The organism is Okeania sp. KiyG1 (assembly GCF_014132355.1).
In the GTDB taxonomy this organism is placed as follows: Bacteria; Cyanobacteriota; Cyanobacteriia; order Cyanobacteriales; family Microcoleaceae; genus Okeania.
In genome coordinates this window covers 1-25,048 of record NZ_BLZO01000072.1, presented here as the reverse complement: position 1 = coordinate 25,048, position 25,048 = coordinate 1, and the positions used below count along the sequence as shown (strand labels likewise).

At 34.1% G+C, this 25,048-nt stretch carries 23 protein-coding genes and 2 pseudogenes; 8 read left to right on the top strand and 17 right to left on the bottom strand.

Annotation, left to right across the window (positions count from 1 at the left end; genetic code table 11):
* Positions 1-202: 202 nt before the first annotated feature.
* The 5 genes and pseudogenes from SAGCYANO_RS15640 to opcA form a co-directional block, all read right to left on the bottom strand.
* The gene (locus tag SAGCYANO_RS15640; RefSeq protein WP_202220931.1) at positions 203-1,408 is read right to left on the bottom strand and encodes a WD40 repeat domain-containing protein; all 1,206 of its coding nucleotides are present in this window, start codon (positions 1,406-1,408) and stop codon (positions 203-205) included.
* A 132-nt stretch (positions 1,409-1,540) separates the two neighbouring features.
* Positions 1,541-1,759 (bottom strand): annotated as a pseudogene (locus SAGCYANO_RS50365) (WD40 repeat domain-containing protein); the annotation flags it as partial.
* The gene (locus SAGCYANO_RS50360) at positions 1,746-1,871 is read right to left on the bottom strand and encodes a hypothetical protein (RefSeq protein ID WP_375339943.1); all 126 of its coding nucleotides are present in this window, start codon (positions 1,869-1,871) and stop codon (positions 1,746-1,748) included. The pseudogene SAGCYANO_RS50365 and the gene SAGCYANO_RS50360, both read right to left, overlap by 14 nt.
* Positions 1,834-2,463 (bottom strand): hypothetical protein, encoded by a 630-nt coding sequence (locus SAGCYANO_RS15630; RefSeq protein ID WP_202220930.1) that lies wholly within the window; start codon positions 2,461-2,463, stop codon positions 1,834-1,836. Before SAGCYANO_RS15630 ends, SAGCYANO_RS50360 begins: the two co-directional genes overlap by 38 nt.
* Before the next feature lie 685 nt (positions 2,464-3,148).
* Positions 3,149-4,537, bottom strand: a complete 1,389-nt coding sequence (gene opcA, locus SAGCYANO_RS15625; RefSeq protein ID WP_202220929.1) for a glucose-6-phosphate dehydrogenase assembly protein OpcA — start codon at positions 4,535-4,537, stop codon at positions 3,149-3,151.
* A 304-nt stretch (positions 4,538-4,841) separates the two neighbouring features.
* Here opcA and SAGCYANO_RS49265 point away from each other — a divergent pair, with 304 nt between their 5' ends.
* From SAGCYANO_RS49265 to SAGCYANO_RS49260, 3 genes are read left to right on the top strand one after another with little or no spacing between them, the layout of a single operon-like run.
* A complete protein-coding gene (locus tag SAGCYANO_RS49265) occupies positions 4,842-4,937 on the top strand; it encodes a helix-turn-helix domain-containing protein (protein WP_307785901.1) in 96 nt (31 codons plus the stop codon).
* Complete coding sequence (locus SAGCYANO_RS44790) at positions 4,930-5,820, top strand: transposase (RefSeq protein WP_307785900.1); 891 nt, start codon at positions 4,930-4,932, stop codon at positions 5,818-5,820. Before SAGCYANO_RS49265 ends, SAGCYANO_RS44790 begins: the two co-directional genes overlap by 8 nt.
* Entirely contained in the window at positions 5,786-6,133 is a 348-nt protein-coding gene (locus SAGCYANO_RS49260) for a zinc ribbon domain-containing protein (RefSeq protein ID WP_202220928.1), read from the top strand. The genes SAGCYANO_RS44790 and SAGCYANO_RS49260 overlap by 35 nt, the downstream gene beginning before the upstream one ends.
* A 399-nt stretch (positions 6,134-6,532) precedes the next feature.
* Here SAGCYANO_RS49260 and SAGCYANO_RS15610 read toward each other — a convergent pair whose 3' ends face one another.
* The 4 genes from SAGCYANO_RS15610 to SAGCYANO_RS15595 form a co-directional block, all read right to left on the bottom strand.
* The gene (locus SAGCYANO_RS15610) at positions 6,533-8,062 is read right to left on the bottom strand and encodes an IMS domain-containing protein (RefSeq protein ID WP_202220927.1); all 1,530 of its coding nucleotides are present in this window, start codon (positions 8,060-8,062) and stop codon (positions 6,533-6,535) included.
* 130 nt (positions 8,063-8,192) lie between these two features.
* Positions 8,193-8,456, bottom strand: a complete 264-nt coding sequence (locus tag SAGCYANO_RS15605; protein ID WP_202220926.1) for a hypothetical protein — start codon at positions 8,454-8,456, stop codon at positions 8,193-8,195.
* A complete protein-coding gene (locus tag SAGCYANO_RS15600) occupies positions 8,457-8,630 on the bottom strand; it encodes a hypothetical protein (protein ID WP_202220925.1) in 174 nt (57 codons plus the stop codon).
* Between the two features lie 712 nt (positions 8,631-9,342).
* Positions 9,343-9,960 carry a TetR/AcrR family transcriptional regulator gene (locus SAGCYANO_RS15595; protein ID WP_202220924.1) on the bottom strand — a complete coding sequence of 206 codons (618 nt, stop codon included), beginning with the start codon at positions 9,958-9,960 and terminating at the stop codon, positions 9,343-9,345.
* A 113-nt stretch (positions 9,961-10,073) separates the two neighbouring features.
* Between SAGCYANO_RS15595 and SAGCYANO_RS44785 the strand changes: the two genes are divergently transcribed.
* Positions 10,074-10,232 (top strand): hypothetical protein, encoded by a 159-nt coding sequence (locus SAGCYANO_RS44785; protein ID WP_237396202.1) that lies wholly within the window; start codon positions 10,074-10,076, stop codon positions 10,230-10,232.
* Between the two features lie 265 nt (positions 10,233-10,497).
* Here the strand turns inward: SAGCYANO_RS44785 and SAGCYANO_RS15590 are convergent, their stop codons facing one another.
* The 7 genes from SAGCYANO_RS15590 to SAGCYANO_RS47590 form a co-directional block, all read right to left on the bottom strand.
* Positions 10,498-11,085, bottom strand: a complete 588-nt coding sequence (locus tag SAGCYANO_RS15590; RefSeq protein WP_202220988.1) for an AAA domain-containing protein — start codon at positions 11,083-11,085, stop codon at positions 10,498-10,500.
* Positions 11,086-11,091: 6 nt separating this feature from the next.
* Positions 11,092-14,694: an AAA domain-containing protein gene (locus tag SAGCYANO_RS15585; protein WP_202220923.1), complete on the bottom strand. Its 3,603-nt coding sequence runs from the start codon at positions 14,692-14,694 to the stop codon at positions 11,092-11,094.
* 526 nt (positions 14,695-15,220) lie between these two features.
* Positions 15,221-15,376: a hypothetical protein gene (locus tag SAGCYANO_RS15580; protein WP_202220922.1), complete on the bottom strand. Its 156-nt coding sequence runs from the start codon at positions 15,374-15,376 to the stop codon at positions 15,221-15,223.
* A gap of 599 nt (positions 15,377-15,975) precedes the next feature.
* The gene (locus tag SAGCYANO_RS15575; protein ID WP_202220921.1) at positions 15,976-16,932 is read right to left on the bottom strand and encodes a hypothetical protein; all 957 of its coding nucleotides are present in this window, start codon (positions 16,930-16,932) and stop codon (positions 15,976-15,978) included.
* 63 nt (positions 16,933-16,995) lie between these two features.
* On the bottom strand, positions 16,996-18,132 hold the full coding sequence (locus SAGCYANO_RS15570) for a saccharopine dehydrogenase family protein (RefSeq protein WP_202220920.1): 1,137 nt from the start codon (positions 18,130-18,132) through the stop codon (positions 16,996-16,998).
* Between the two features lie 684 nt (positions 18,133-18,816).
* On the bottom strand, positions 18,817-21,390 hold the full coding sequence (locus SAGCYANO_RS15565; RefSeq protein ID WP_202220919.1) for a helicase-related protein: 2,574 nt from the start codon (positions 21,388-21,390) through the stop codon (positions 18,817-18,819).
* 74 nt (positions 21,391-21,464) lie between these two features.
* The gene (locus SAGCYANO_RS47590; RefSeq protein ID WP_255502566.1) at positions 21,465-21,593 is read right to left on the bottom strand and encodes a hypothetical protein; all 129 of its coding nucleotides are present in this window, start codon (positions 21,591-21,593) and stop codon (positions 21,465-21,467) included.
* Between the two features lie 263 nt (positions 21,594-21,856).
* Between SAGCYANO_RS47590 and SAGCYANO_RS15560 the strand changes: the two genes are divergently transcribed.
* Genes SAGCYANO_RS15560 through SAGCYANO_RS15550 form a run of 3 tightly spaced genes read left to right on the top strand, consistent with a single transcriptional unit; the run spans position 21,857 to position 22,961 of the window.
* Positions 21,857-22,267 (top strand): hypothetical protein, encoded by a 411-nt coding sequence (locus SAGCYANO_RS15560; RefSeq protein ID WP_202220918.1) that lies wholly within the window; start codon positions 21,857-21,859, stop codon positions 22,265-22,267.
* Positions 22,198-22,779 carry a hypothetical protein gene (locus SAGCYANO_RS15555; protein WP_202220917.1) on the top strand — a complete coding sequence of 194 codons (582 nt, stop codon included), beginning with the start codon at positions 22,198-22,200 and terminating at the stop codon, positions 22,777-22,779. Before SAGCYANO_RS15560 ends, SAGCYANO_RS15555 begins: the two co-directional genes overlap by 70 nt.
* A gap of 5 nt (positions 22,780-22,784) precedes the next feature.
* Positions 22,785-22,961, top strand: a complete 177-nt coding sequence (locus SAGCYANO_RS15550; protein ID WP_237396201.1) for a hypothetical protein — start codon at positions 22,785-22,787, stop codon at positions 22,959-22,961.
* Between the two features lie 632 nt (positions 22,962-23,593).
* Here the strand turns inward: SAGCYANO_RS15550 and SAGCYANO_RS15545 are convergent.
* Positions 23,594-24,232 (bottom strand): class I SAM-dependent methyltransferase, encoded by a 639-nt coding sequence (locus SAGCYANO_RS15545; RefSeq protein WP_202220915.1) that lies wholly within the window; start codon positions 24,230-24,232, stop codon positions 23,594-23,596.
* 327 nt (positions 24,233-24,559) lie between these two features.
* On the opposite strand from SAGCYANO_RS15545, the pseudogene hemH reads away from it, so the two are divergent.
* Positions 24,560-25,048, top strand: a pseudogene (gene hemH / locus SAGCYANO_RS15540) (ferrochelatase); the annotation flags it as partial.

The window sequence follows — 25,048 nt, the reverse complement described above, 5'->3', positions numbered from 1 at the left end:
CCTACTGGACCGACACAGCTAATTTTATGCATTAGATTATTGGGGCGGGGGCGGGTTTATTCAGTCGTGGGTAACACCATTAACTTAACGCGGAACCCGCCCCTACTAATGCACCATTTTGGGTGTGCCACTCCACTACTGGACTACTGGACTACTGGACTTCTTCCCTCTTCCCTCTTCCTTCTTCCTTCTTCCTTCTGATTCACCCTTCTAAATACAAAAAATGTAATCTCCCAAAATAATCACCAGCAACAATAGTTCTTCCATCCGGTCCAACTGCGCAACGTTTGAACCCACTACTTCCGATAAAAGTAGCGATCGCCTTCTTAGTTTTTAAATCCCACAATTTCAAAGTCTTATCTTCCGAAGCAGAGATAGCTCGACTATTTGCTAATCCTACAACATCTAATACAATTCTTTCATGACCTCTGAACACACCAACTTTATCCCCTGTTTCCAACTCCCAAACTCTCACATCATGATCATAAGAACCTGAAATAACATATTTATTATCAGGAGTCACTGCCACAGAATTAACGAAGTCATCATGACCAGTCAAAACCAAAATTCTTTCTTCTGTTTCTAAATCCCAAACCATGACATTTGTATCGTGAGAACCTGAAATTACATACTTACCATCAGGACTTATTGCTATACAAGATACCTCCTCTTCATGACCTCCTAAATAGCCAACTTCTTGCTTTAATTCTAAATCCCAAATCTTCATTCCACGGTTTCCCCAATATCCAGAAATAAGAGCTTCACCTTCTGGAGTTACTACCATAAAATTCCCTAAATGTAAAGGGGATAAAAAAGCAAATGTTTCTTGTTTAGTTCTGGGATTACGACATTTCATTTTTCTGATTTCAGTACTAGGTTCTGTACTGCTAAAACCAAGAAATATCTGTTTACTATCTGGAGTTATTGCAAAACAACGTACTACTTTAAAGCCTTCTACTTCTATAGTACAAACTTCAGAAAAATTTGTTAAATCCCAGACTTTTAATCTAAAGTCACAACCAGCAGAAATTGCCCATTTACCATTAGGAGCAATAGCAACAGCATCGACCTCTTCTGGATGACCAATAGGAGTATAATTTACTCGATTTTTTTCCCAAACTTTTGTTAAATCCCAAACTTTTATACTAGCCTCAGAACCACAAGAAATTGCCAGTTTACCATCCTTTGTAATGACAATATCATTTACATAATGACGATGGTCTCTAAAAGTAGCAATTTCTTTTCCTGTTTCTAAATCCCAAACTTTAATTGTTGAATCACCAGATGCAGAAACTAAGTGTTTACCATCAGGGGTTACTGCTACAGATTCAACTACACTATCATGACCAGATAATTGAAATATTTGTTCTCCTGTTTTTATATCCCAAACATAAATCCAACCGAACAAGAACTCCCATTCTCCATCGAGGTCGTACCCAATAACTCGCTTTCCATCTGGCGTAACTGCTGCTCCTTCAACTTCTGCAGTATGACCTTTAAGTGTCTTAATTAATTTCCTTGTTTTTCGACTCCAAACTTTGATAGTTTTGTCAAAGGAAGCTGAAATTATTTTTTTTCCATCCTGTGTAATTGTGACAGATTTTACTTCTGCTTTATGGGCTTTAATAGAGTGAAGAAGTTCCCCTGTTTCTAGATTCCAGATTTTAATAGTACCATCATCAGAACTAGAAATAAATTCTTTTTCGTCTGGTGTAATAACTACTGAAGTTACTGGTGCATCATGTCTATTTAGGGTAATTATTGGTTTTTTTTTCGATTAAATCCCAAATTTTTATTGTTTCATCTGCTGAGGCTGAAATAAGTAGTTTTCTATCAGATGTTACTGCTAATGATGTGACTTCTTTTTTTATGACCAGTGAGAGTAAATTGTTCTTTTCCTGTTTCCAGATTCCACACTTTAATTTGATTATCTCTAGCACCAGAAATTATGTATTGATTATCCGTTGTAACTACTACAGCATTGATAACTGCTGTATGACCTTTGATAGTACGAATTAATTCTGTATCGGGGGGTGGGAAAGTAGGAACTAAAGGACGCAACCAAGCAGTTCTTCTACTTTTTTTTGCCCGCTCTAATAATTTTTTAATATCTGGATTATCAATACCGACTAAACGACTCCAAAGTTGTTCTATTAGTTGTTTTTTATCTTGTTTGATAATATCTTCCGATAGACGAAATACTCCTTGAATTAATCTCAAAGTCTCTATTTGTTGAGCATTTATATCTGAGGGTTTTGAAGGATGTAATATTGAATTATAATCTTCTATTAATACCTGTAGGTCATCCACAGCAATTTTAGCTTTAATAAAATCAAAATCTATTAGATATTGATATAACTGTTGAAAATTTCCAGCTTCTAATAACTCCCCAACTTTCATTTGAACAGCAGTTTTTTTGTCTTGAGCAGGAATACTTTTCAACCAGTTACGGACTTCACTCATTAATTACACTCCTCTAGAACAGTTATCAGTTATCAGTTATAGCGCTGTGCGCAGGCAACAGGCAACAGCTCCGGAAGGCAACAGGCAACCCACCCCTAACCCCTCCCAGGAGGGGAATAAAAGGCTGAAAATATAAGAATTTTAGTTGTATGCAACGTCCCTACTGGACTGTAGGGTGTGTTAGCGCTAGCGTAACACACCAAAACCCTATATCTATTGTCAGTGGGTAAGTCCTGATTATATAGCCTGATTCTATATAATATCATGTCCGGATAAGAGCGTGATCAAAAAACTTTCTCTTTCTTTTCTTCTTTCTTCCCTCCTAAATTCTAAATTCTAAATTCTAAATTCTGAATTCTAAATTCTGAATTATGAGTAGTTTATTTATAACTGTTCAACCGGACATGATATAACACCCTTCGCACCCTACATAATTTAAAGTGTATAGGACTTACCCATGAACGCTATTAGTAGTAGCGTGACACGCCTAAAATGTTGCATCGGGTAGGGGCGAGTTTCACATTAAATTAATTGCTCAACATTAAATTTAGATAAACACGCCCAGGTTTTGAACTATTTTTCGTTTAACAGCTTTTAGCAGCTCTGGGTTTAAACCCCCGGTTTCTATAAACCGGAAGGTACGCGGAGGGGTTGAAATATCCTTCTAAACATTTACTCCTGACTCCTAACTTCCCCTCCCAGGAGGGGTTAGGGGTGGGTTGACTCCTGATTCCTCTTTCCCATTTAACTTCAGTATCTGTGCTGTCATTTCTAAACTTTCCTCATATAAAACATCCCTTCCCCAACGTTGTAACTGTTGTGCCATCAACGCTTCTGCCTTCTGATCGGTTAATGCTGTTACCTGCTCCGTCAGACAAGACTGCGCCTTACCGCCAGATTCTAAACGCATACAACCAGTAGTTTCAGAACACAAAATTGTACAACAATTAATATCAGCATCCGGATTAGTCGAACCCAAACGCACACCAACTAAGTCTCCAGGAATTTCACCAAAGTCAGCAGTAGGAATAGCTGCTAATTCGGCAACAATTTCTTGATTATTTTGCCCATAAAATTTTATATGAGTAAGATCGTAGTCACCACCCACTTCTGCATAAGAAACTGGTTTCCAATCAAGACGACTAGCAAACCAACCTAAAAACATTAGTGCTTGAGCAGCATTTCCTTTTTCATAGTCAAGTGTAATAGTGTCAACTTCCCATAAAGCTGCTCTTCGTTGGGGAGGGTCAAAAGTAGCAGCAGTTAATTCTTGCCAAGCTGAAAGACGATGCCAATTTAGATCGGAAATATAGGTTTCTTTGTCAATCAATTCCTGCATCTTTAAAAACTCTGATTCTGGATCGGAAAAGTAACAGGAGTCCATAATTATACAGTTACTGCTCTCACACAAACTCCGAAATAATTCCTGGTCTGTGTTGGGAGTTGCTTTCCACCATACAAATTTGGGTAGATCGGGAATCATTAATGATGTTACCGTTTCACCTACCCTTTCCATTGCTGATTTGGTTCCCCGTAGGGTGACATATTCACTACAAACTAGATTTGAGGTACTTTGCTTCTGAATTGGACAGTAGGCAGATACTTGAGCTGTTACCCCTGTATCTTCTTCCCCAATATTTGGGCACAGAGTAACTATACGACAGGGGTTTTGAGCTGCGATCGCGTCTGCTAGACTAAATCCTCTAACATTAATGTTTGCGATTTTTTGTCGGTCTTCTGGTTGTTTAGCAAATTCCTCGCGCAATTTGGCTAGGGTGTTGGGGTCTACTCTACCCGTGATTGGCAGTTGATATGTCTTTTGTGCATTTCTAATTCCATCCCTAGTTTGTGGCCCATGAATGCCATCAATGGGGCCTTCATAGAATCCTAATCCCCCCAGTAATTGTTGGAATTCTTCTGGTTCGTAAATTACCATACTAAAGGTAGCAGCTCTGGTGGCAATGGGTGCTGCTTTTCCTCCATTTTGACTAAGCCAAATTTTACTTAATTCTTCTTCTATTTCTCCTAGAGAGATATCTTTTGGTTGTTGTAAGGCGACAATTGGTGTAGTCATTTTTTTGCTTGTCCTTAAGTGTTACTTTTTGTTTGTAGGATAATGAATAATTTAATCGGGCTAAATACTGAAGTCAAATAATTCGACAATATTATACACAATTATACATTCTTTAGTATAATCTATAGAGTACTTGCCTAAGTGCTGTGATTATAATTGTAGGCGATCGCTATTATAGAGCTAAGTTAGGTTGGACTATGAATTGACCGAAAAAATGGGTCTCAAGCCTCGCCCTTCTAGGGCGACTTTTTAGTTTATTTTTTCAATAAATATGTTACCTTGTTGTTAGTTGAAGAGTCAAATTATGAAAGCTAGATTTAAGTATCGTATCTATCCAACGCTGGGACAAAAATACCGATTAGCCAAGCTATTTGGCTGTGTCCGTGTGGCGAGTGAATGATAGTCTAGCTTACTGCCAACAGAGGTATAAATCAGGAGAAAAGAAATCTACTAATTCAGAACTACAAAAGCTTTTTATTACTAAAGCTAAAAAGACTGAAGAAAGAGAATGGTTGTCAGAGGTTTCTAACATACCATTGCAGCAATCATTGAATGATTTAAACCGTAGGGGCGAACGGCCGTTCGCCCCTACAAACTTTTTTAAATCAACTCAAGGCAAGAGAAAAGGTAGACCTGTTAGACCTCCTAAATTTAAAAGTAGAAAGTCAAAGCAAACTGCTAGGTTTACAAAAGGTGGGTTTAAAGTTAGCCAGCATAAAGTTTATTTAGCTAAGATTGGAAGGCTGAAAACTATTTGGTCAAGAGAGTTGCCTAGTGAGCCTAGCTCCGTAACAGTAATTAAAGATTCAGCTAACAGGTATTTTCTGAGTTTTGTAGTAGAAATACAACCGGAAATCTTACCTAAAACTGATAATTCAGTAGGTATAGATTTAGGTATTAAAACCTTTGCTACATTTAGCGATGGTACGAAGGTTGATGCTCCTAAACCATTGAAAAAACGTATTAAAAAGTACCGAAAGTTAAGTAAGTCATTATCTAAGAAAACTAAGGGGTCTAAAAGGTATGAAAAAGCACGGGCTAGAGTGGCTAAGTTCCATGGTAAACTGAAAGATACAAGGACAGATTTTCTGCATAAATTATCTACTAAAATAATTCGTGAAAACCAAACAGTTGTTTTAGAAGATTTAAACGTTTCTGGTATGATTAAGAACCGTAAATTATCCAGAGCAATATCAGATTTAGGTTGGAGAACTTTCAGAACATTCCTAGAAGGAAAAGCAGAAAAATATGGTCGTGATTTTAGAGTCATTAGTCGCCCTTGAGCCAACATCCCAAGTATGCTCATGCTGTGGGTTTAAAGGTGGAAAATTAGACCTTCAGGTGCGAGAATGGGAGTGTCTAAACTGTGGTGCAAAACATGATAGAGACGAGAATGCAGCAATAAATATATTAGTCGCGGGCGGGCAGTCCGAGACACTAAACGGACGTGGAGGCAAGCGTAACCCACCCCATCCCCTCCCGGGAGGAGCAAGAGGGTGGGTGCAACAGCCCGTGAGACGTCAACCCGCCGAGGAGCTTCGGCTCGGTAGGAATCTCCGCGCCTTTAGGCCGGAGAGGATGTCAATATCCCACTGACATCAAATCCTGATAATTAGTTCTTCTAAGTCATTGGGACGGTCACTCCGTGGAAGGAAGCAATCTCAGGGGTTGTGCAATATTGCTTCCTCTCATTGCAATGACGACTTTTCGACCTAATTATACAGCGGATTCCACCTTGGTGAGGTACACCCATCGCGGGCAAGATGCCTAAACGCAGGCAAGATGCCCACGCTACATGGTTTTCACCATTTACCCTGTACATCATTTGCCCGAAATATGCTGTATATATGATATCAAATGACGAATTTTCAGGTAAAAACTGTAGGACTACCATTCCAAACAAAACGATTATTATAGCAACAGAAACAGCATTTAGGATAAACTTTAACCGTTTTTAAACTAAAATTTCTCAGTTTTTAAACAAATTCATTTTTATTAAATTATTTTAGAGTCATAAATTTTCGGGTTTCCATTAATCAGTCTTATGTTGTAGATCACTGTTATAGTTTTAAAATTCTTACTACTTCTGTCAATTGAACCGTCCGAATTATTAAGGGTGTAATCTTCCGTTAGATTTACTTTAATTGTTGCTACGTTACCCTGTGAAATAAACTCCTCAACACTTTCAATCTTTTGTACATTATAACGATAGTATGCACCATTGCTTTGCAACCAATCTATTGTACCAGTTGCTTTTTTATAGAACTCGCTAGTGCCTATTTCAGCAAGAATTTGACGATTATAGGGTGGAGCAAACATTACTTTTTTTGTTTCTAAGTATTTCCGAAGCAAATTAACAGCTTTCTCCTGTGAAATAGATACCTCTAGTGGTAGCTGAGATGGTGTAGGTGTTGGTTCTATTACAAAAATCTGATTGAGTTGTTGATTTTGATAGTTACTTAAAACCAAACCAGCTAAGTTCAATACTCCAATTACACCGCTAATGATAGCTGCTGTTCGCCAATTTAAACTCGACTGTCGTTGCGGAGGAGGGGGAGTAGGAGTTAGAGTAGCATTAGGAAAGTGTTTAAGCTCCTTCTCTAGCTTTAAGTCAATATATGCACCAACTTCATTCTGAACATTATCTTTAACAAATTTAGTTAAGTCAGCAACCCGATAATTAGTCCTATTACCTTGACTTTGAACAAACTTAGTAACGTATTTCTGAACTATTTTCTCTATTTCATTCTCTAGAGAATCTTGACTATGTAAAGCTGTAGAATTTTCCCTCTTTTTCCCTTTAGCAATCCAAATTTTTTTCTCAGCTCTATCTAGAGAAAACACTGAACGTTGCACAAATTTTGAGTATTGTTCTTCTGTTTCTAATTTATGATTAATATAACTAACAATATCTTCAACATAAATTTTTCCATCATTTGTTCCTTTTCCATCAAGACTTGTTTCAATACCCGTGCAAAAAATCTCGGTGAACACTCCGGACGAACCATCCGGTAGTTCTTTACTTTGTTGAGTCTCTAGAGACGAAGCAATAATAGTAATTCCTTGAGGAATATCATATTTTATAGAGTTAAACATATTATTACCTAAACTTTTGCTTCCTTCAAGAGCAGCTCCACTATGACAAGCATCAAGAATAATAATGGCACGTCTAACTCCTGCTAAGTCTAACTCATTCATTAAATTTTTGAACGGATACCACTCTGAATTATCCAACCCCATTTTTAGACAATACAGATAATTCCTAATATCTCCATGTCCTGAAAAGTAGAATACTAGCTGAGTTTTGATATTCCAACCTTTGAGAATAGACCTCAAAATTTTTTCAAAGCTGCCTCTACTTTCACAGTCGTATACTGCTGTAGATCCACTATCTAGACACATCCCCTTTTGTGGAACTGTCAGAATAGAGTAAACTCTGGAAACATCTTGTTTTCCTCCTTTGAGTTCTTCACCAGTTAAGGAATTCAAGACTAAAGCAATTCTTTTTGGAAGGTCTTCTGACATTGTTCTTTACTGATAAATTGTGGTCTAAAGCCTCCCCTTTTAAGGGGAAAAAAGAAAAAGTTTTTCCTTTGAGTCAATCCTCTTCTTTTCAAGGAGAGGTAATGAATAATTAATAATTAATAATGAATAATTAATAATGAATAATTAATAATGAATAATTATTCATTGTTGAATGATGTTTTGATATTTGAACTTCGATATATTCATACTTAGGGAAAGATTGAGACTTCAGTAGAGATATCATTTCTTGAATTTCTTGTGTTGATGAACTTTCCAGCAATAAAGTTTCTTTCCGAGCTGGACTATGAAAAGTGATAAATAAAGAATACTTAGGTCTTTTTGATTGCCAGTATTGGAAAACAGAGATTAAAGTTTGAATAGTAGCTACGGCCAATCAGGCGATCGCTATTGCTATTGCTAAACCACCATCTTTACCTCCAGATTCTGGCTTTGTTTCTTCAATTTCTACAGACAGGTCGCAGTCTTTCCTAATAAGATTAGCAAGTTCCTTCAAACTTTTAGAATCATCATTAGTAGCATTTCCTTCTAGCTTAATATAAGCTTTCATATAATAATTACTCAGTTTAAGCATATTTTAAATTTACACAATACAATAGTAGTAAAATTATACTAGCACAATTATACTACTGTGAAGATTAAAGCCATAAACATAGGTTTTGCCGATTTATATAATCCTTTTGTCTCCCTGTTACCTGTTAGCTAATTAGACATCTCCAATAATAAAAAAATCAAATTAATTATCGTACATAAACTATGAATTGTTTTCCCCAACTCCCAACTCCCAACTCCCGTAAGCATTCAGCTATTAGCGTTCAGCTCTTCCTGCGGAATGCTACGCAAACAGCTTTTTTATGAACTATGTGGCTCGATAGACTATTAAAGTTAACTAATGTACTCTTATACCAATTTTATAAATGTTTGCTACAAATAGATAGGGTACTTCTTAGGAGTCAGGAGTCAGGAGTCAGGAGTCGTATGGGAATAGATTTAATACCAGTTTTTAGGTCATAAATTCTCTTTTTTGTCAAAGGAACATTTCCTGCAAATTTTTGGTAGTGCACTTATTATTCGTAACATTCTTTTTTCAAATTGGTATTACACATACTTTTAATTATTTGAAATCTCTCAATTGCTTTTTCCTCCTTTAAAATTAATAAAGCTGATAGCTAATAGCTGACTGCTGAATGCTTACCAACTCCCTCTTTTCTTAGGAAAAATTCTCTCAGAGATTACTTTTAACTTTTGAGTTGCACATAACGCTATTTTCTGTCTTTCCTAGAAATTAAAGCTACTAAATTATCAATATAAGGGCTAGCTTCCATTGGCATTACTTCCATACCATGGAGTACTTTTTGATTCAGAATAAAATATACTAAAGAACCAACAAAAACTATAGCAGTTGCTTCTGGATCGTCAAGGTTTAATTCTTGATGTTCTTGCAAATATTTTGTCAGAATTTCTACTGCTGGTTTTGCTATTTGAGTTAAAAATAATTTGGATAAATCTGGATATTTTCCTGACTCAGCAATAATTAATCTGACAAATTCTAAATATTCAGTATCATGAATATTTTCTGTGAGTAATCTATCCGCTAAATTGCGCAATACTTGTTCCGGTTCTCCTTCAAGTGGTTGTGACCAGACAAAATTAAATTTTTTGGTAGCTACTCGCTTGACTAAGGCTTTGAATAATCCTTCTTTATCTGTGAAATGACTATATAGTGTCTGTTTCGATACCCCTGATGCTTTGGCTACTTTGTCCATACTCGTACAAGCATAACCATTCTTCAGAAATTCTGGTATTGCTCCTCTTAATATTTGTTCTGCTTTGTTGACAGCACCCTGGCCGTGTTTTTTCAGCCTCTTGATTTTGGTCATTAGCTTTTTTCCTTGAGATTTTTTTCTTTCTGAGTTGACATTATCAAACTTTTAGTTATATATTATAAATATAATCAAACTATACGGTCTAGTCTAAGTATAGAATTAGTAATATGAGTATAATTTGTATCTCCATATTGGCAAGCACAATCGTCTTATCTGACACAATTATTAACGGTAAACTAAAAGTTTCAAAGCGGTTATTTAACTGGATAGAAAAAGTAGGCGATCGCTCCCACAAAGAAGGCAAAGTTACTGCTAAGTCAGAATAATGTTGCTAGTAGTATTTGAGTATCAAAGTTTTCAGTACTAATGGCTAATATTAGTAAAGGAAGATTAATTAGCCTTCAATAATTTAGAATTTAGAATTTAGAATTTAGAATTACCTCTTCTTTTCAAGGAGAGGTAATTGTTAATTATTAGTTATTAATTGTTGAAAATTAGCCATTAGTATTTTTATATAGTTCAATTCTACAGATTTCCCACCTTTTGTGAAAAATACACCATCTAATAATTATTATTATTTTGACAACACTATTATGGACTTTCCTTATTATTTAAATTTTTAGTTATTTGCTCTAAAGGAGGGGTAAAAACTTCTACTTTATATTCATTAATAGTTTCAGTAAAAATAAGCTCTGAACATTGGGAACGTAAAGATTTCCATAACATTGTTTCTTCGTAATGTTCAAATTCTGCCGGAATATAATCTAAAATAGTTTTAGAACAAACAACTATTAATCTTTCTTGAACTCTAGAAAAGGCTACATTTGAGCGATTAAGATTCAGGATAAATTCGACATTTTTACTAATAGCAGACGGGTCGCTTGCTGTAGCAGAAACAATTATATTTGGACGTTCGCCACCTTGGAATTTTTCTACAGTATCTATCACATCAATAGCATTTTCATAATAATCTGCTAACTCTGTTTTAAGTAGAGTTCTTTGGGCACGATGTGGGGTAACAATTCCGATACTTCCATCAGTAATTTCTCCACCTGCATCAATAATTTGTTTAATTATTTCTACCTCTATTTGATTACTACGTCTTGACTTACGCTCAGAATGAAGAACAAGATAAAGACCTCTATTTCCTTGTAAAAGTTTTTCCCAAGTTCCATTTATTTCTTTTTATTCTATATTTTTATCTTTTTCTTTACCTCGTAATTGAATATTATCTAACTTGCTATAAAGACGTGCAATAAGTTCGCGAATAACTGGCGGTAAACGGAAGGTAAAATTTAAAGCTGAACATAATATTGCTGTATCAGGAATTTGAGTATCTGAGTTTTCTTTTAAGTTTTGAATTGCCTGATATGCACTAACGTAAGGTTGGTAAGATACTACAGGAGGGCGGTCTTCATTTTCCCAATCATGGGTAATAATGGGAGTAAGTTGTCGATGGTCTCCAGCTAACATTATTTCACCATCATTTTTGACTAATGTAGCTAATGCTAGAAAGTTAGGAAATACCATCATACTTGCTTCATCAACAATAAGAGTCGTTGTTTGAAAACCTTGGGGATAATCTTTTAAAAAATTATTTCTTTGGTTCAATTCATTAACCATCTTTAAAATTGCATTGGTTGTTCCTCCAATTACTAAAACTGTCTTTTTGCGCATTTTATTAACATTATTGACACAAGGTTTAGAAGAGAAGGAATTAACATTTGTATTTTGAAAATCCTCTTTATTTTTAGGATCGACTCTGCTTAGTTGAATTGATGATAAGTTTAAGTTTAGATTAGTAGCGTGTTGATTCAAAATAGGTAAAAGGCGACCTAGACGTAAGAGTAATTCATCTACAGCTTGATGAGTATGGGCAGTAATAAGAACAATATCTCCAGGAGAACTTCGTGCCAAAATTCTTAAAAAAGTAGCGATCGCTGTTGTTTCTGTTTTACCTGTACCTGGTGGACCTTGTAAAAGTTGAATCCTAGTTTTTAATCCATTTATTATTGCTTCTATTTGCTTATCATCTAGCTTTTTATTATTTGCTAATGGTAAGGAATTAAGAAAATTTTGATATTTTTCTAAATCATTTTCTAAAGGAGTAATTTGTGGTGGAATTTTAGGGTTTTCTGGAGCTAACCATCGACAAACATGATTTCCTTGAGTATTCTGTAATTTTTCATCGACTTTTCCAGCTATAAAATCTGAGGGACTTTCATCAAGAGTAGCATTTGGAAAAATTTGTTCTTGATTTCTATTACTATAAGAATTACTAAATAACCTATACCTATCAGACTGGCTAAAAATAGGAGATAGTTCTATCTGTTTAGTATTCCAATTTATTTCATTTACTATACAGGTACTTCCACCACGCAAAAGTTGATTAATTGTTTGACCTTTATGTGGATTTTCATAACAAGGACTAAGCCTAACAAAAGAACCTTCACCAATTGTACAATTAGCTTGTAAAAGTTCAGGAGTAATACTATATCCATCAAGATTAATTTCTGCTGTTAACCTATTATTATATGACTCTATATTTCTAACAGGTATTGTTCGGCCTGAAGAAATACGATAGATAGGTGGAACTAAATTATTAGCAATCCAATCTGTTACTTTAACGTGCTGGTCTAAACGGAGAAAATCTATTCCTGCTTGAGCAGCATTATCTACACCTAAATTAAAATCTGGTAAATTAGCAATAGTCAAAGATTCTTTTTTAATCTCGGAATTTTTCAGTCTAATTCCCTCTTCAACCCACCTAATAGCATGAGTACGAGCGCGAAAATATTCTTTTAAATAATTTGGTGTTTGTGCTTCGTTGTAACGTTCGATAGATTTTTTTAATTTGGCTTTAATTTTTGGGTCATTAGGGTCAGGAAGTTTTCTCCAATAAGCACGCCAATATGCTGCACTAAAAGAATTAAAATATCTTAGTCTCACTTCAAAAGGATGTTTACGAATATTGTCAGTATTTGATTTTGAAGTAGCCCATTGATTATTACTTTCTATCTCTAAATTATTTTTAAAGTCAAATATATCTTGAGAAAAAGCTCTATCTAAATTAACAATTTTTCCGTTAATTTTGCGTCGCCAATGATAACGTCTGCCAAACCATTTAAGGGAAGTTACAACCGCTAAATCTCTTCCTGTCCATCCCAAAGCATAACGACGATCTACTTCATCATAAAGACAAGAATAAATTAGTTGTTCTAAACTTTCTCGACAACCAAGTAACTCCCGCAAATGACTTAGAAGTTGAGAACTAACGCGAGAACAACCTTCAACTAATTGGGTCATTTCCTGACGTGACCAAACATAAAAATGAATCGGAGCTTGTTCTGTTTCTGCAACTTCGGCAATAGTATCTACTAATTCTAATAAAAATCCTTGTATTAACTCTTTTTCTGAACCATTGTCTTCCTTATATTCTCCCATCCATGCCGATGTTTTGAACTTAATTACATCTTTCCCTTCAAGTTCTTTTGATTGGTAAACAGTTTTATTGTTGTCATCTTTTCCTGTTTCTATATACTCCTTAATTTTAGGGTCGGGTTGCCATTTACAATTTTCATTTTTCTCAAATTTTGGGTCTAATTTTCCCTGACTTTTAGTAACATGAGCTGCTAGGGCACCTATCCTATTTTCGACATAATCATATTCAACGGTAAGATATACTCGAATCAGACTTTCCCCATTAATAATATGTTCGGGAAGTTGACTTTCACCTGAATATTTTGGTAGTGCTTCTACTTCATAGGTATCTGGATTAGAATTTCCATCAGGAAGAGTCCGTTTACGAGTTTTTGCTTTTAATTTAAGTAACTCTAAATTCTCTGTAAAACTTGTATCTTTTTGAATTTCAATCGCTTGAGTTCCTTCTAAATCAAGTTCAGATAAATCATCAAGATTGTTAACACCCACCTTATGCAATACCCTGACAATTGATGAGTCTATTCCTAACAATTCTATACGTTTTTCTCTAGCACTTTCAGCTAAACAATGAACGCTTAATGTACAGTCACTACATTTTTGGTCTAGCTGATAATCTAAATCAGATAAGTCCATTTCAACTATCCGCTTTAACACGCCATCAGATGCTAAAAGACGATTAATATCAGTCTCTATCGTATCTAGATTTAAGGCTGGAGATTTAATAATATCCTGACTTTTATTAGTATTTTCATCAATCCGAACTACAACACATTCTATATTTTCTGGTTTGAGTTTTATCCCACAAATATTGATTGAATTTTTTCTTATTAACTGACGTACCAATATCTGATATAAACCAACCTGTACTTGATGATAAGTCCGGTCTTTTCTAGATGCTTTACCTTCAACTAATCGTAATTTTGGTTCATCGTTTTCCCAGAGCAAAACTACAAAGTCAATTTGTCCATAAATATTAAACTCTCCCAGAGTGCCTTCTATCGAAATTTCTCGTCCATAAGCTTTTTGTTTTTCTGACAAATTTTTCAGCTTTTCAACAAAGTCATTCCATTCAGTTGGTTGATTTTCTTGGTCAGAGTCCTGACTCATTTTAGTTAAGTCAAGAAAGCTATCTTTTTGCAGCGAAGTTTCCCATTCATTCTCTCTTCTTCGACCTTCCTCTTCCAGCACTGGGTCTAAAGAAGTAGCAAAAATTAAGTTAGAAAAAGGAATATCTTTTTTAGCAAATTCATAATCGTTATATTTTAACTTAAATCGGCGATCGCATGATTGATAACGAATATATTCAGCAATATCGGTAGCTCGAACTGATAGTTTTTTTGTTGACATAATAATAATTTATTTGTTAATTAAGTATTTTGATTTTTAGCCTAATGCAATACGCCTACGATCAGAAATTATAACTCAATTTATACCAAATCGTTATTATAGTCATATAACTATCAACCTATATTGAATTTCCTACCTGATAAACCACAGATTTTTCACCATAATTTTTCACAAATCCTCTACTTTTCATTACCCGTTCAAATAATAATGAAGATTCTTTTGAATGAATGTATCAATTGATTATTCAATATTAAAATATCTCAATTTGAGAGTAACCATTCAGCTGAATGCTTACATTTGACACAAAGTTTTTTTACTTTTAATCTGCTTTTCTTTCCTCTATTTCATCTGCCGACAATACTTGATTAGCACAATCTAGATAAAAACCTTGTCTATTATATTTTTCACCATAATCTTCTACATTATTTTTAACTTTTCCACAGTAATAACAGATTTGAAAGATTGTGCTAATTGTTCTTTTTTCGTCAGTTTATTGGTATGTTGAAAAACATTCATTACTCAAAATTTAACCAAGATTGACATCTGAATTGTATGACTCTTTCAAAATATCTTTAACAATAGATTGTTGAGCTTCCAGGTCTAATGACTGAAAAACCTCGTTTTTTAAATAGAGGCGACCTAGCATTGAGTTAATTGTATAACTGGTTTGATGGTCTGACATAATAATTTTTATTTTCTTGCTCTTGGAGAAACACATCAAATTGTGTTTATTAAAGTTGACCACAACTTATCATTTCAATTATATTTACCACAGTTCGATATTGCAGTAATTGTTTTACCGAAGAATTAAGAATTAAATAATTAAATAATTAAATAATTTAGGTTTAAAGCCTCCCCTTTCAAGGGGAAACAAGCGGTCGAGGGATGGCGAGGTCTCCTCGCCATATCCAATCGACCAAGAGAGAAAAAATTTTCCTTTTATTCAATCCTCTTCCTTTTAGGGAGAGGTAATTATCAATTATCCATTATCAATTATCAATTATTGAAAAGCACCTTCAAATCGTTTAGTAGATTTGAAAATTTTAATGCCAAAAGTTATAGATGTCCTAGCCACAATCTCTAAAGGAGAAGTTACGATAGATTAGATTCTATAATTTATAAGTCCGAGAAGATTGGTAATTAAACCCGTCCTAAATGCCGATAAACAAGAACTAAACTAATGATTTAATCTACTAAATTACGGTATAAATATATATGAAATATACATTAAATGTACATATATGATATTGTTTTGCCAAGTAGTTTTTTCTGATTCATAATTCACATCTTGCGTAGGTGTAGAAACTTCCAAGCTTCTGTCTGACCAGTGTTGCTCACTTCCGATATAATTTTTGCCTGAATAATATCATCTTTTTTAATTCCTTCCCTTTCTAAAAGTTGTTTGTCTTTTTCTTGTAAGTCCACAAAAACTGGTAAGCTATTAGTCACATCTTCAAGGGTAATTTCTGGAGGATTAATGTCTAGATCGATTTCCCAGACTTTATAAACTCTTGAATAAATAACTATTTTTATATCTGGATGAAAAGCTATAGGCATTCCCAGAAGAATTGAAGCCGCATTTCTCAGCTTTAATATCATGTCCTCAAAGTTTTTAACAGACTCATTATTTTCTGACATAAACTGCTTTGCTGCCTCCTCCAAAACTTTCGTAAAATTATCAATTTTTACTTCTGGGGTTGATGGAAAACCAATCAACTCTTGGAGAATTTTCTTGAATAAGTTTAAAACTTCTATAGCATCACTTTTTAATTCATCATTAGCTTTTTTATTGAAATATTGATTGTAGTGTAGACAATCATTTCTGATTTTTCTGATTAAATCTAGACTATCATAAATATCTTCTTTAATCAGACCTTCTTTTTTGAGACCTTTTATTCTCTCAAACTGAGTTTTATCAACCAACTTTTCTACTCCCAATTGAGTAGCTAAAAATTTGGTAAAATCTTCAACTGAAATACTTGTAAGTGCAATACAGCCAGTATAAAAACCAAGCTCAAATAAATTTTCTGCTTCTTTTAAAAGTTTGATAAAATCGCTTACTGATGCTAAATATTGAAGATCTTCAATTAACCACTTTCTTTCAACAATCTCATCAACTTTACTATTGAACCATTCTAGAATAATTTCTCTATATGCTGCTTTATCCCTCTCAATATATAGACTTCTTTCACTCTCATCTATCAAAGAATAGTCATACTTGTTAAAGTCGATATACATAGTTCTACAAACTAGCTTTCTGGCTAGTGAATTTACAACAATATTAATTATACCGAAATATCCCTAACTTTCCAGTTGATAAACCACAGACTTATCACCACATATTTTCACAAATCCTCGACTTTTCATTACCTCTTCAAATAATTCTGTAGACAAACTATTTTCCACAGACCAAACACCCGGTTTATTCAATTTCCCAGACAAAATTAATTCGGCAATACCTCCAGCACCAATACCTGTAACAGTTGCAGTATCTTTATGTATGATTGATGAGCAAAAATCAGCTTTTTTCCCTGACTTTTTACCAATAACTTTCGCTTGTATTGCGACACCAGTACCACTATATTTATCTGTAAATTGAGTCATTTTATAACTGACTTGAGACAAAAATTCTATTACCGATGAATTATTTAACCAACTAACAGGAAATAAATGAGCAGTCATCCAAGTCAGATGATTATAAAAATCGGGAAATGAACCAAACTTTGTAGTTACAGTTTTCACCGGAAAAGAAGTCGGCAAAGTCAAACATTCTGGCATATCAAACCAGTAAACACCTATTTTTCCGTAGGGTTTAGGAAAATCAATAACTTGGCGATCGCTATAAGGTTTAATAGATTGCCATTTACCATTTATCCAGGCATCAAAATAATTTTGTAAACCTAAAAAAGTAGTCCGCATAACTGTTACTCCCGCTCCACCGGAACCACCTACGACATAACTTAAATGTATTTCCTCTGGTTCATCAAATTGTTCTACTGATTGACGAGCCAAACTATTAGAAATTCCGGGAAAAATTCCTGTATTAATAATTGCTGTAACTCCAGCTTTTTTCGCAGCTCCAGAATATTCTAAAGCTTTACGAGTAAACCCTCGATAGTCACTAACATCAACATAATTAACACCAGCTTCGATGCAATTTTTCAGAACATTAGTATCGCGATGATGAAATGGACCTGCACAATGAATTACTAAATTTTCTGAAGATTTACTGTAGGAATGAATAATATTTTTCACTCTTTCTTTGTCTGTTAAATCTAGAGCTAAATATTTAACACCAGGAATAGGAATTTCTTTGATATTTGCTTCTGGTTTACGTCCGGTAATAGTAATTTCTGAGTCAGTATAAGTAGCTAAATCTCTAGCAACACTACTACCAATTCTGCCATATCCACCTATAATTAAAACTTGGTTGGTCATCTTTAGTTAATTGATGTTTAATTTAATCAAAAGTACTAAGCATTCAGCATTTAGCAGTCAGCTATCAGCCATTAGTTATTAAATCATTGTATGCTAGACAGTAAATTAGTATGGACAGATGAAGCGAAAACTAAAAGTATAAATAAAAGCTAATACCTAAGCAGTGCTTCTTATAAAAGAGCTGTTATACCAAATTGAAATGAAGCTGCATAGAATAATATTTAGTAAGCATTTCCTGCGGAATGCTGCGCAAACAGCAGTCAGCTATCAGCTATTCCTACGGAATGCTGCGCAAACAGCTTTATTAATTTTAGTGGACAATTTAAGCTTGCTGTTCTTGTGCTTCAATTTATGGGTTAAAAATGTCGTAGAAGTTAAGCAAATGCTTACTTCATTTATTAAAAAGCTGTTTGCTCCGCATGACCTAGGAATAGCTGACTGCTAATAGCTGTTTGCGCAGCAGTCCGCAGGAAATGCTTACAATATTTAAAGCATAATTGACCGCAGGTAAGCGTAGATAAAGATAGATAGATTTAATGAATTTCATCATTCTATGCAACCTCATATAAAACTGGTATTAGTCAACTAATAGTTATGACCGCTAATACCTGTTTGCGCAGCATTCTGCAGGAAGTACTTACAAAAAGTATGCTAATTGTTGAAGAATCCAACTGATTAATTGGATTAATTTTTCAATAGTAATTCTGTTAAATTATCCTCTTCACTTTCTGGTTTAAGATACAAGGTACAAATTCGCTCGACATCATCTGGAGAAACTTGATTATTCTCACACCAAAGCTCAAGACAAATATTGCTTAGAGCTTCTATTTCATCGTAATTAACATTAGCTGTTGGGGTATTTTCATCACAAGCAATTTTATTTAAGACTGTGACAATTTCAGGCTCAGTCAAATTATTAGTATTAGGATTGTAAAAAATACCATGATATTTGTTTTGATGAAACAGTAGCATATAAAGTAAAGGTTCTTTATCTGAAGATAATTTACTACTAATTAAATCATCTGCCAAAGTCTCAGCATAATCTCGATTTTGCTGTAGTTTAGCAGTATGTTGATAATAAGGAGAAATTTCTAAATTTGCCAGAGCATTCAAATCCATTTCTCCAGATTTAATTGTGACTTGAGATGCCATTTCAGAAACATTTACTTCTTGTGTTACCTCTGTAGTTAAAACAGGCAAGTCAATCACTTTTTTTGATTCTTGATGGCGAGACATTAAATTTTTCCATCGCTTTTGAATTTCTACTAAATCATAATTAATTGTCGTTGGTTTATTTTGATTAGTAAGTGTTGGTACAAAAGTGTAAATTTCCACAGTACGAGGTAAGTGCCAGAAACGTAAAATTCTCCCTGCTCTTTGTACTGGTCCAATAGGAGTCCAATCAATATCATAATTAATTACAACTGAGGCATCTTGCATATTTATACCCACACCATGAGCATCTGTAGAAATAAAAACCTCATGATTTTCTGAATATTCGTCATCTTTTTTGTTAGCATGAGGAGCAAATTGTTTAATCATTTTTTCAATTTCTCGACTATCCTTCATCTTGAATTTTTCTTCACTTTCACTTTCTTCAATAGTAGCTGCAATCTTTAAAGAAGGAAGTATTAATTTCAGCTTCTGACATAGATAAATAACAGTTGCTCTTCTTTCCGAAAAAATAATTACTTTTTGCTGATTTTCTAATGCTTGTCCAAGAATAATTGATAAAGCCATGATTTTTATATCATTACTGTAATTCAAATTTTTAAGCTTAGTAATGATTGGTCTTAAAATTTCTTCTCTATCTTCACGAGAAAAACTAAATTTTAGCTTGCCAAGTTTATAACTATTGTCTCCTCCTGGAGTATCCGCAATACTTTCTAGGGTTCCTTGAAGTGCTAAAGGAGAACTTGCCCAAGAAACTTTTACTAATTTGTTAAATACATCTTTAAACATAGGATTTCTAGAATTAACTTTGAAATATCCTTGGGTTATCGCTTCAGTTAATTTAGCTTCAAAAATTAGTGGAAAATTGATAGTGTGAAGAACTACATGAGGAATATAACGTTTTTCATCGCCGAAGTTTATATAAGTTCCTTGTTCATCCTTTTGACCATAATATTTAGCAACGTGAGGAGTTGTTAATTGACTCACTACTGAAAGTTCTATAAATTCATCTGTGTTTTCAACAGACCAGACTTTTACACTTTTAGTTTCTTCATGAAATAAATCTCTATGACTTGGTAAAACACTCAAAAAATAGTCAAATTTGTGGGGATTATTAGCTGTATGAGGTAGAAGATAGAGTTGGTTATTAATATTGTTAATATCTTTAGCATAAGGAGAACCTGTCAGAAGTAAAACTTTAACATTATCTTTTTCTACTAACTTTCTAAGTCTAGTAAAAGCCTTTCGTTCTGGAGGATTTTTGATCATATTAAACAAGTTTTGTTTATGACGGTTTCTAAATTCGTGACTCTCATCAATAATTAGTAACCAACGTTGCTGTTCAACCTCTTCTAAAATTTCTTCAAATACCCCTAGTCTATGAGCATCGTCAGAACTTTTCTTATCAAATATTTTTTGCACAAAAAATTCACAATAAATTCCTGCTTCTCGCATTTCTTTTTGCCAATTACTAGAAACTGCCTTCGGTCCTATAATCATTACATTGTCAATCAAATCTTCTTCTTTTAAATGTATAGCTACATGAACAGCAACAACAGTTTTTCCTAATCCAGTTGATGCAACTATCATTGAACCATTAAAGTCTCGCATTTGCCTTAATGTTTGGGCAATCATATCAATTTGATAAGAAACTGGTTTTTTTGTGTAACGAGTTTTAGGAGGTTGTATATTTTCAAAAGCCAACATAGTTTTGAGATAAATATCCCACGGTGTATCAAACTTCAACCATTTCAATAAAATCTCTAGAAGTTCTTGAGTTAAATCTTGAGCTTTATTAAAGTAATCGTCAAATTCTCTAACTAAAGCAGCAATTTCAATTTTATTCTTAATAATATTCCCACCTTCAACCTGTTCCAAAAGACCTTTTCCTGTCAGATTTGAAGAGGTTTGAATTGCTGCTTCTCCATCGGAAATATAAAGTTTGTTGTGATGGTCTGCTGCTCTAGCATCAACAATTTCAAATTCCTGAGATTGTATTTTTTCTACAAGGTCAATAACTGCTTTTCTTCTATCTTTATCTAATCCTGTCCGTAAATCTCGCATTATTTCTTGAATTAGAGCCATTCTTGCTCGTTGTGCTCCTGGGTCATCTAAACCAACTAAAAGATAGGTTTGTTTACCTTTAGTATAACGACGGATTAAATTCCATCCTTTGATAGTAAAAAAACTGTAGCAATCCGAATTTTATTTTTAGCTTTTTCTAGCCATTCACTAATGTTTTGAAATGATTTACCTGGTTCAAACCAACTTAAACTTTTTCTGTTCATTGTTCAACCTTTGGTTTTGGCATTTTCATGTTTTTTTATAGTAGTAATTTTTTGGCTGAGAACAATAAATTTTATTTTTTTACTCACCCTACAAACTACAATATTATGATAAATTTTAACAGACAGAATAAACTAGATTTCATCCAGTGAAAAATTTTGCTACCTTTTAATTCTCAAAAACAAATGTTGTAATATTTTGGGAATTTTGACTATAATCAGAATTGAACTCAAGTTAACTAAATATATAATTTTAACAGTTAATTATGCTTCGCATATTTGGTACAGGAATTGGTATTTTTGTTGTTGGTATCTCTGCATATTGGGGAGCATTAGATTTTATGCGGTTAACTGAAGCTAATCAACAACTTGCACAATCTGCTTTTGAATTATCAGATAGAGAATTTCAGTATTTATTAAGTAGAGAAAAAACTCATATGTTTCGCATATTTGGTAAAGGAATTGGTATTTTTGTTGTTGGTATCTCTGCATATTGGGGAGCATTAGATTTTATGCGGTTAACTGAAGCTAATCAACAACTTGCACAATCTGCTTTTGAATTATCAGATAGAGAATTTCAGTATTTATTAAGTAGAGAAAAACTCATATGTTTCGCATATTTGGTAAAGGAATTGGTATTTTTGTTGTTGGTATCTCCACCTATTGGGGAGCATTAGATTTTATGCGGTTAACTGAAGCTAATCAACAACTTGCACAATCTGCTTTTGAATTATCAGATAGAGAATTTCAGTATTTATTAAGTAGAGAAAAAACTCATATGTTTCGCATATTTGGTAAAGGAATTGGTATTTTTGTTGTTGGTATCTCCACCTATTGGGGAGCATTAGATTTTATGCGGTTAACTGAAGCTAATCAACAACTTGCACAATCTGCTTTTGAATTATCAGATAGAGAATTTCAGTATTTATTAAGTAGAGAAAAAACTCATATGTTTCGCATATTTGGTACAGGAATTGGTATTTTTGTTGTTGGTATCTCTGCATATTGGGGAGCATTAGATTTTATGCGATTAACTGAAGCTAATCAACAACTTGCACAATCTGCTTTTGAATTATCAGATAGAGAATTTCAGTATTTATTAAGTAGAGAAAAACTCATATGTTTCGCATACTTGGTAAAGGAATTGGTATTTTTGTTGTTGGTATCTCCACCTATTGGGGAGCATTAGATTTTATGCGGTTAACTGAAGCTAATCAACAACTTGCACAATCTGCTTTTGAATTATCAGATAGAGAATTTCAGTATTTATTAAGTAGAGAAAAAACTCACCGGATTAATGTTGGTTTTGAAGGAACTTGGATATTGATGGGAATCGGAATTATTTTGCTGAGTAATCAAAATCCAAGATAATTCAAGAATTTAGAATTTAGAATGCGCGAATTTAGAATTACCTCTCCTTTAAAACCCACATTCCGCACTTCAATTTGTCACATAAAAATAAGTATAAAATCCGTAGCTTGCTTAGGTATTTATACTATATAAATTATCTTCATTTACCTCAATCGAGAGTCAAATTCTCAGATTACTTATGGCAGCATAAACACTTACTGAATCCTTGACTCCTATTGACCACTATAATTTACTTCTTACTTCTTACTTCTTACTTTTGAATGCATGACTTTTGACTTATTTTTTCTACTACATTTTGTGGTGCGGAATGTGGGTTAAAAGAAGAGGATTGACTAATCATGAAATTTTTTCTTCTCTTGGTCTCATGGATATGGCGAGGAGACCCGCTCTTATCAGAGCCGCTCCGCTTTACATGTTGCGGAGCAAAACGCCATCCCACCCTCCGGGAAGCTGCGCTACAACCGCTTTTTATACCCTTAAAAGGGGAGGCTTTATACCACAATTTTTCGGTAAATTTGAAAGTAGAAATGGTCCTTGATTAAATCAATCTGAGAAAAAGCAAACTTGAGCGCTGATAGCTGATAGCTGACCGCTGTTTGCGCAGCAGTCCGTAGGAAATGCCTACAGAAACTTTATTTTTGAACTTGAACTACTTGCAGACTACCACCAGCATATAAAACAGGTTTAGGTGAGTTAGTATCTACTAAATTAAACCCTACTTCTTTCAATAATTCCAATATATTTGTATTAATAAAATCCCAAGAAGTTTCAGTTTCAAATAACAATAAAAATATGGCAAACCCAGGCCAAAAAAGAATATTTATCGGACGATGAAAATCAACAAAAGTAAAAATACCACCTGGTTTAAGAATGCGGTAAACTTCTTGGATAATTTGCCGTAATTGTTCAGAATTCATCTCATGTAAAGCAGCACTGGTATGTACTAAATCAAATTGATTATTTGAGAATGGCATATCCTCAGCAAATGCCTCTACATATCTAGCCGATGGTACATTTTTTTTAGCTCTATTTATTGATAGTGGAGAAGCATCTAATCCTGTAACATTTTGAGAGTATTTAACCAGAAAATTAGTTGCTTGACCACTACCACAACAAAGGTCAAGTATCTGAGTATTTTGCCCAATAGTTAAACCTTGTAAAGCTAGTTGGCGAAACTTAGTTTCTCCGCCAACACTAAGAGCTGCTAAACGGGAAATACCGTCATATAACCATTGATATTTGTAGCTCCAGTCTCTGAAAATTGTTGCCATGAGATTAATAAGTCAAAAGTTAAAAGTTAAAAGTCAAAAATTAAAAGTCAAAAGTTAAAAGTCAAAAATTAAAAGTGTATAAATTTTATCAAAATAATTGGGTCGCGCAACCCCGCCTTGACTGGCGAAATATTTTTGGAGACTTGCTCAAATCCCCGTTACAAAAATAACTTCTGTACGGGCGAATGGCCATTCGCCCCTACTGACTTCTGACTTCGTTAATTTTGGGCTAGTAGTTGACTCTTAACTCCTTGGAAAATATACTTAAGAAAATATTAATATGTTAAATTTAGTAACAAATATTAAAATGGGAGCCTTGTAAATACAATGAGTCGTGTTGGAGTTTTATTACTTAATTTAGGTGGGCCAGAACAACTAGAAGATGTTCGCCCCTTTCTATTCAACTTATTTTCTGACCCAGAAATTATTCGTTTGCCCTTTCCTTGGTTGCAAAGCCTTTAGCATGGCTAATTTCCACCCTACGCTTTCAAAAGTCTCAGGAAAATTATAAAGAAATTGGCGGTGGTTCTCCATTAAGATCCATTACCGAACAGCAAGGTTTAGCGATCGAAAAACAGTTAGAAGAAAAAGGATTAACAGTTCAAACTTATATAGGAATGCGTTACTGGCATCCTTTTACAGAAGAAGCTCTCGCTAGAATTAAGCGCGACCAAATAGAAAGATTAGTAATTCTGCCACTTTATCCTCAATATTCTATCAGTACTAGCGGTTCTAGCTTTAGACTACTCGATCAACTCTGGCAAAAAGACCCAGAATTACAGAACACTGAATATACCGTTATTCCCTCTTGGTATC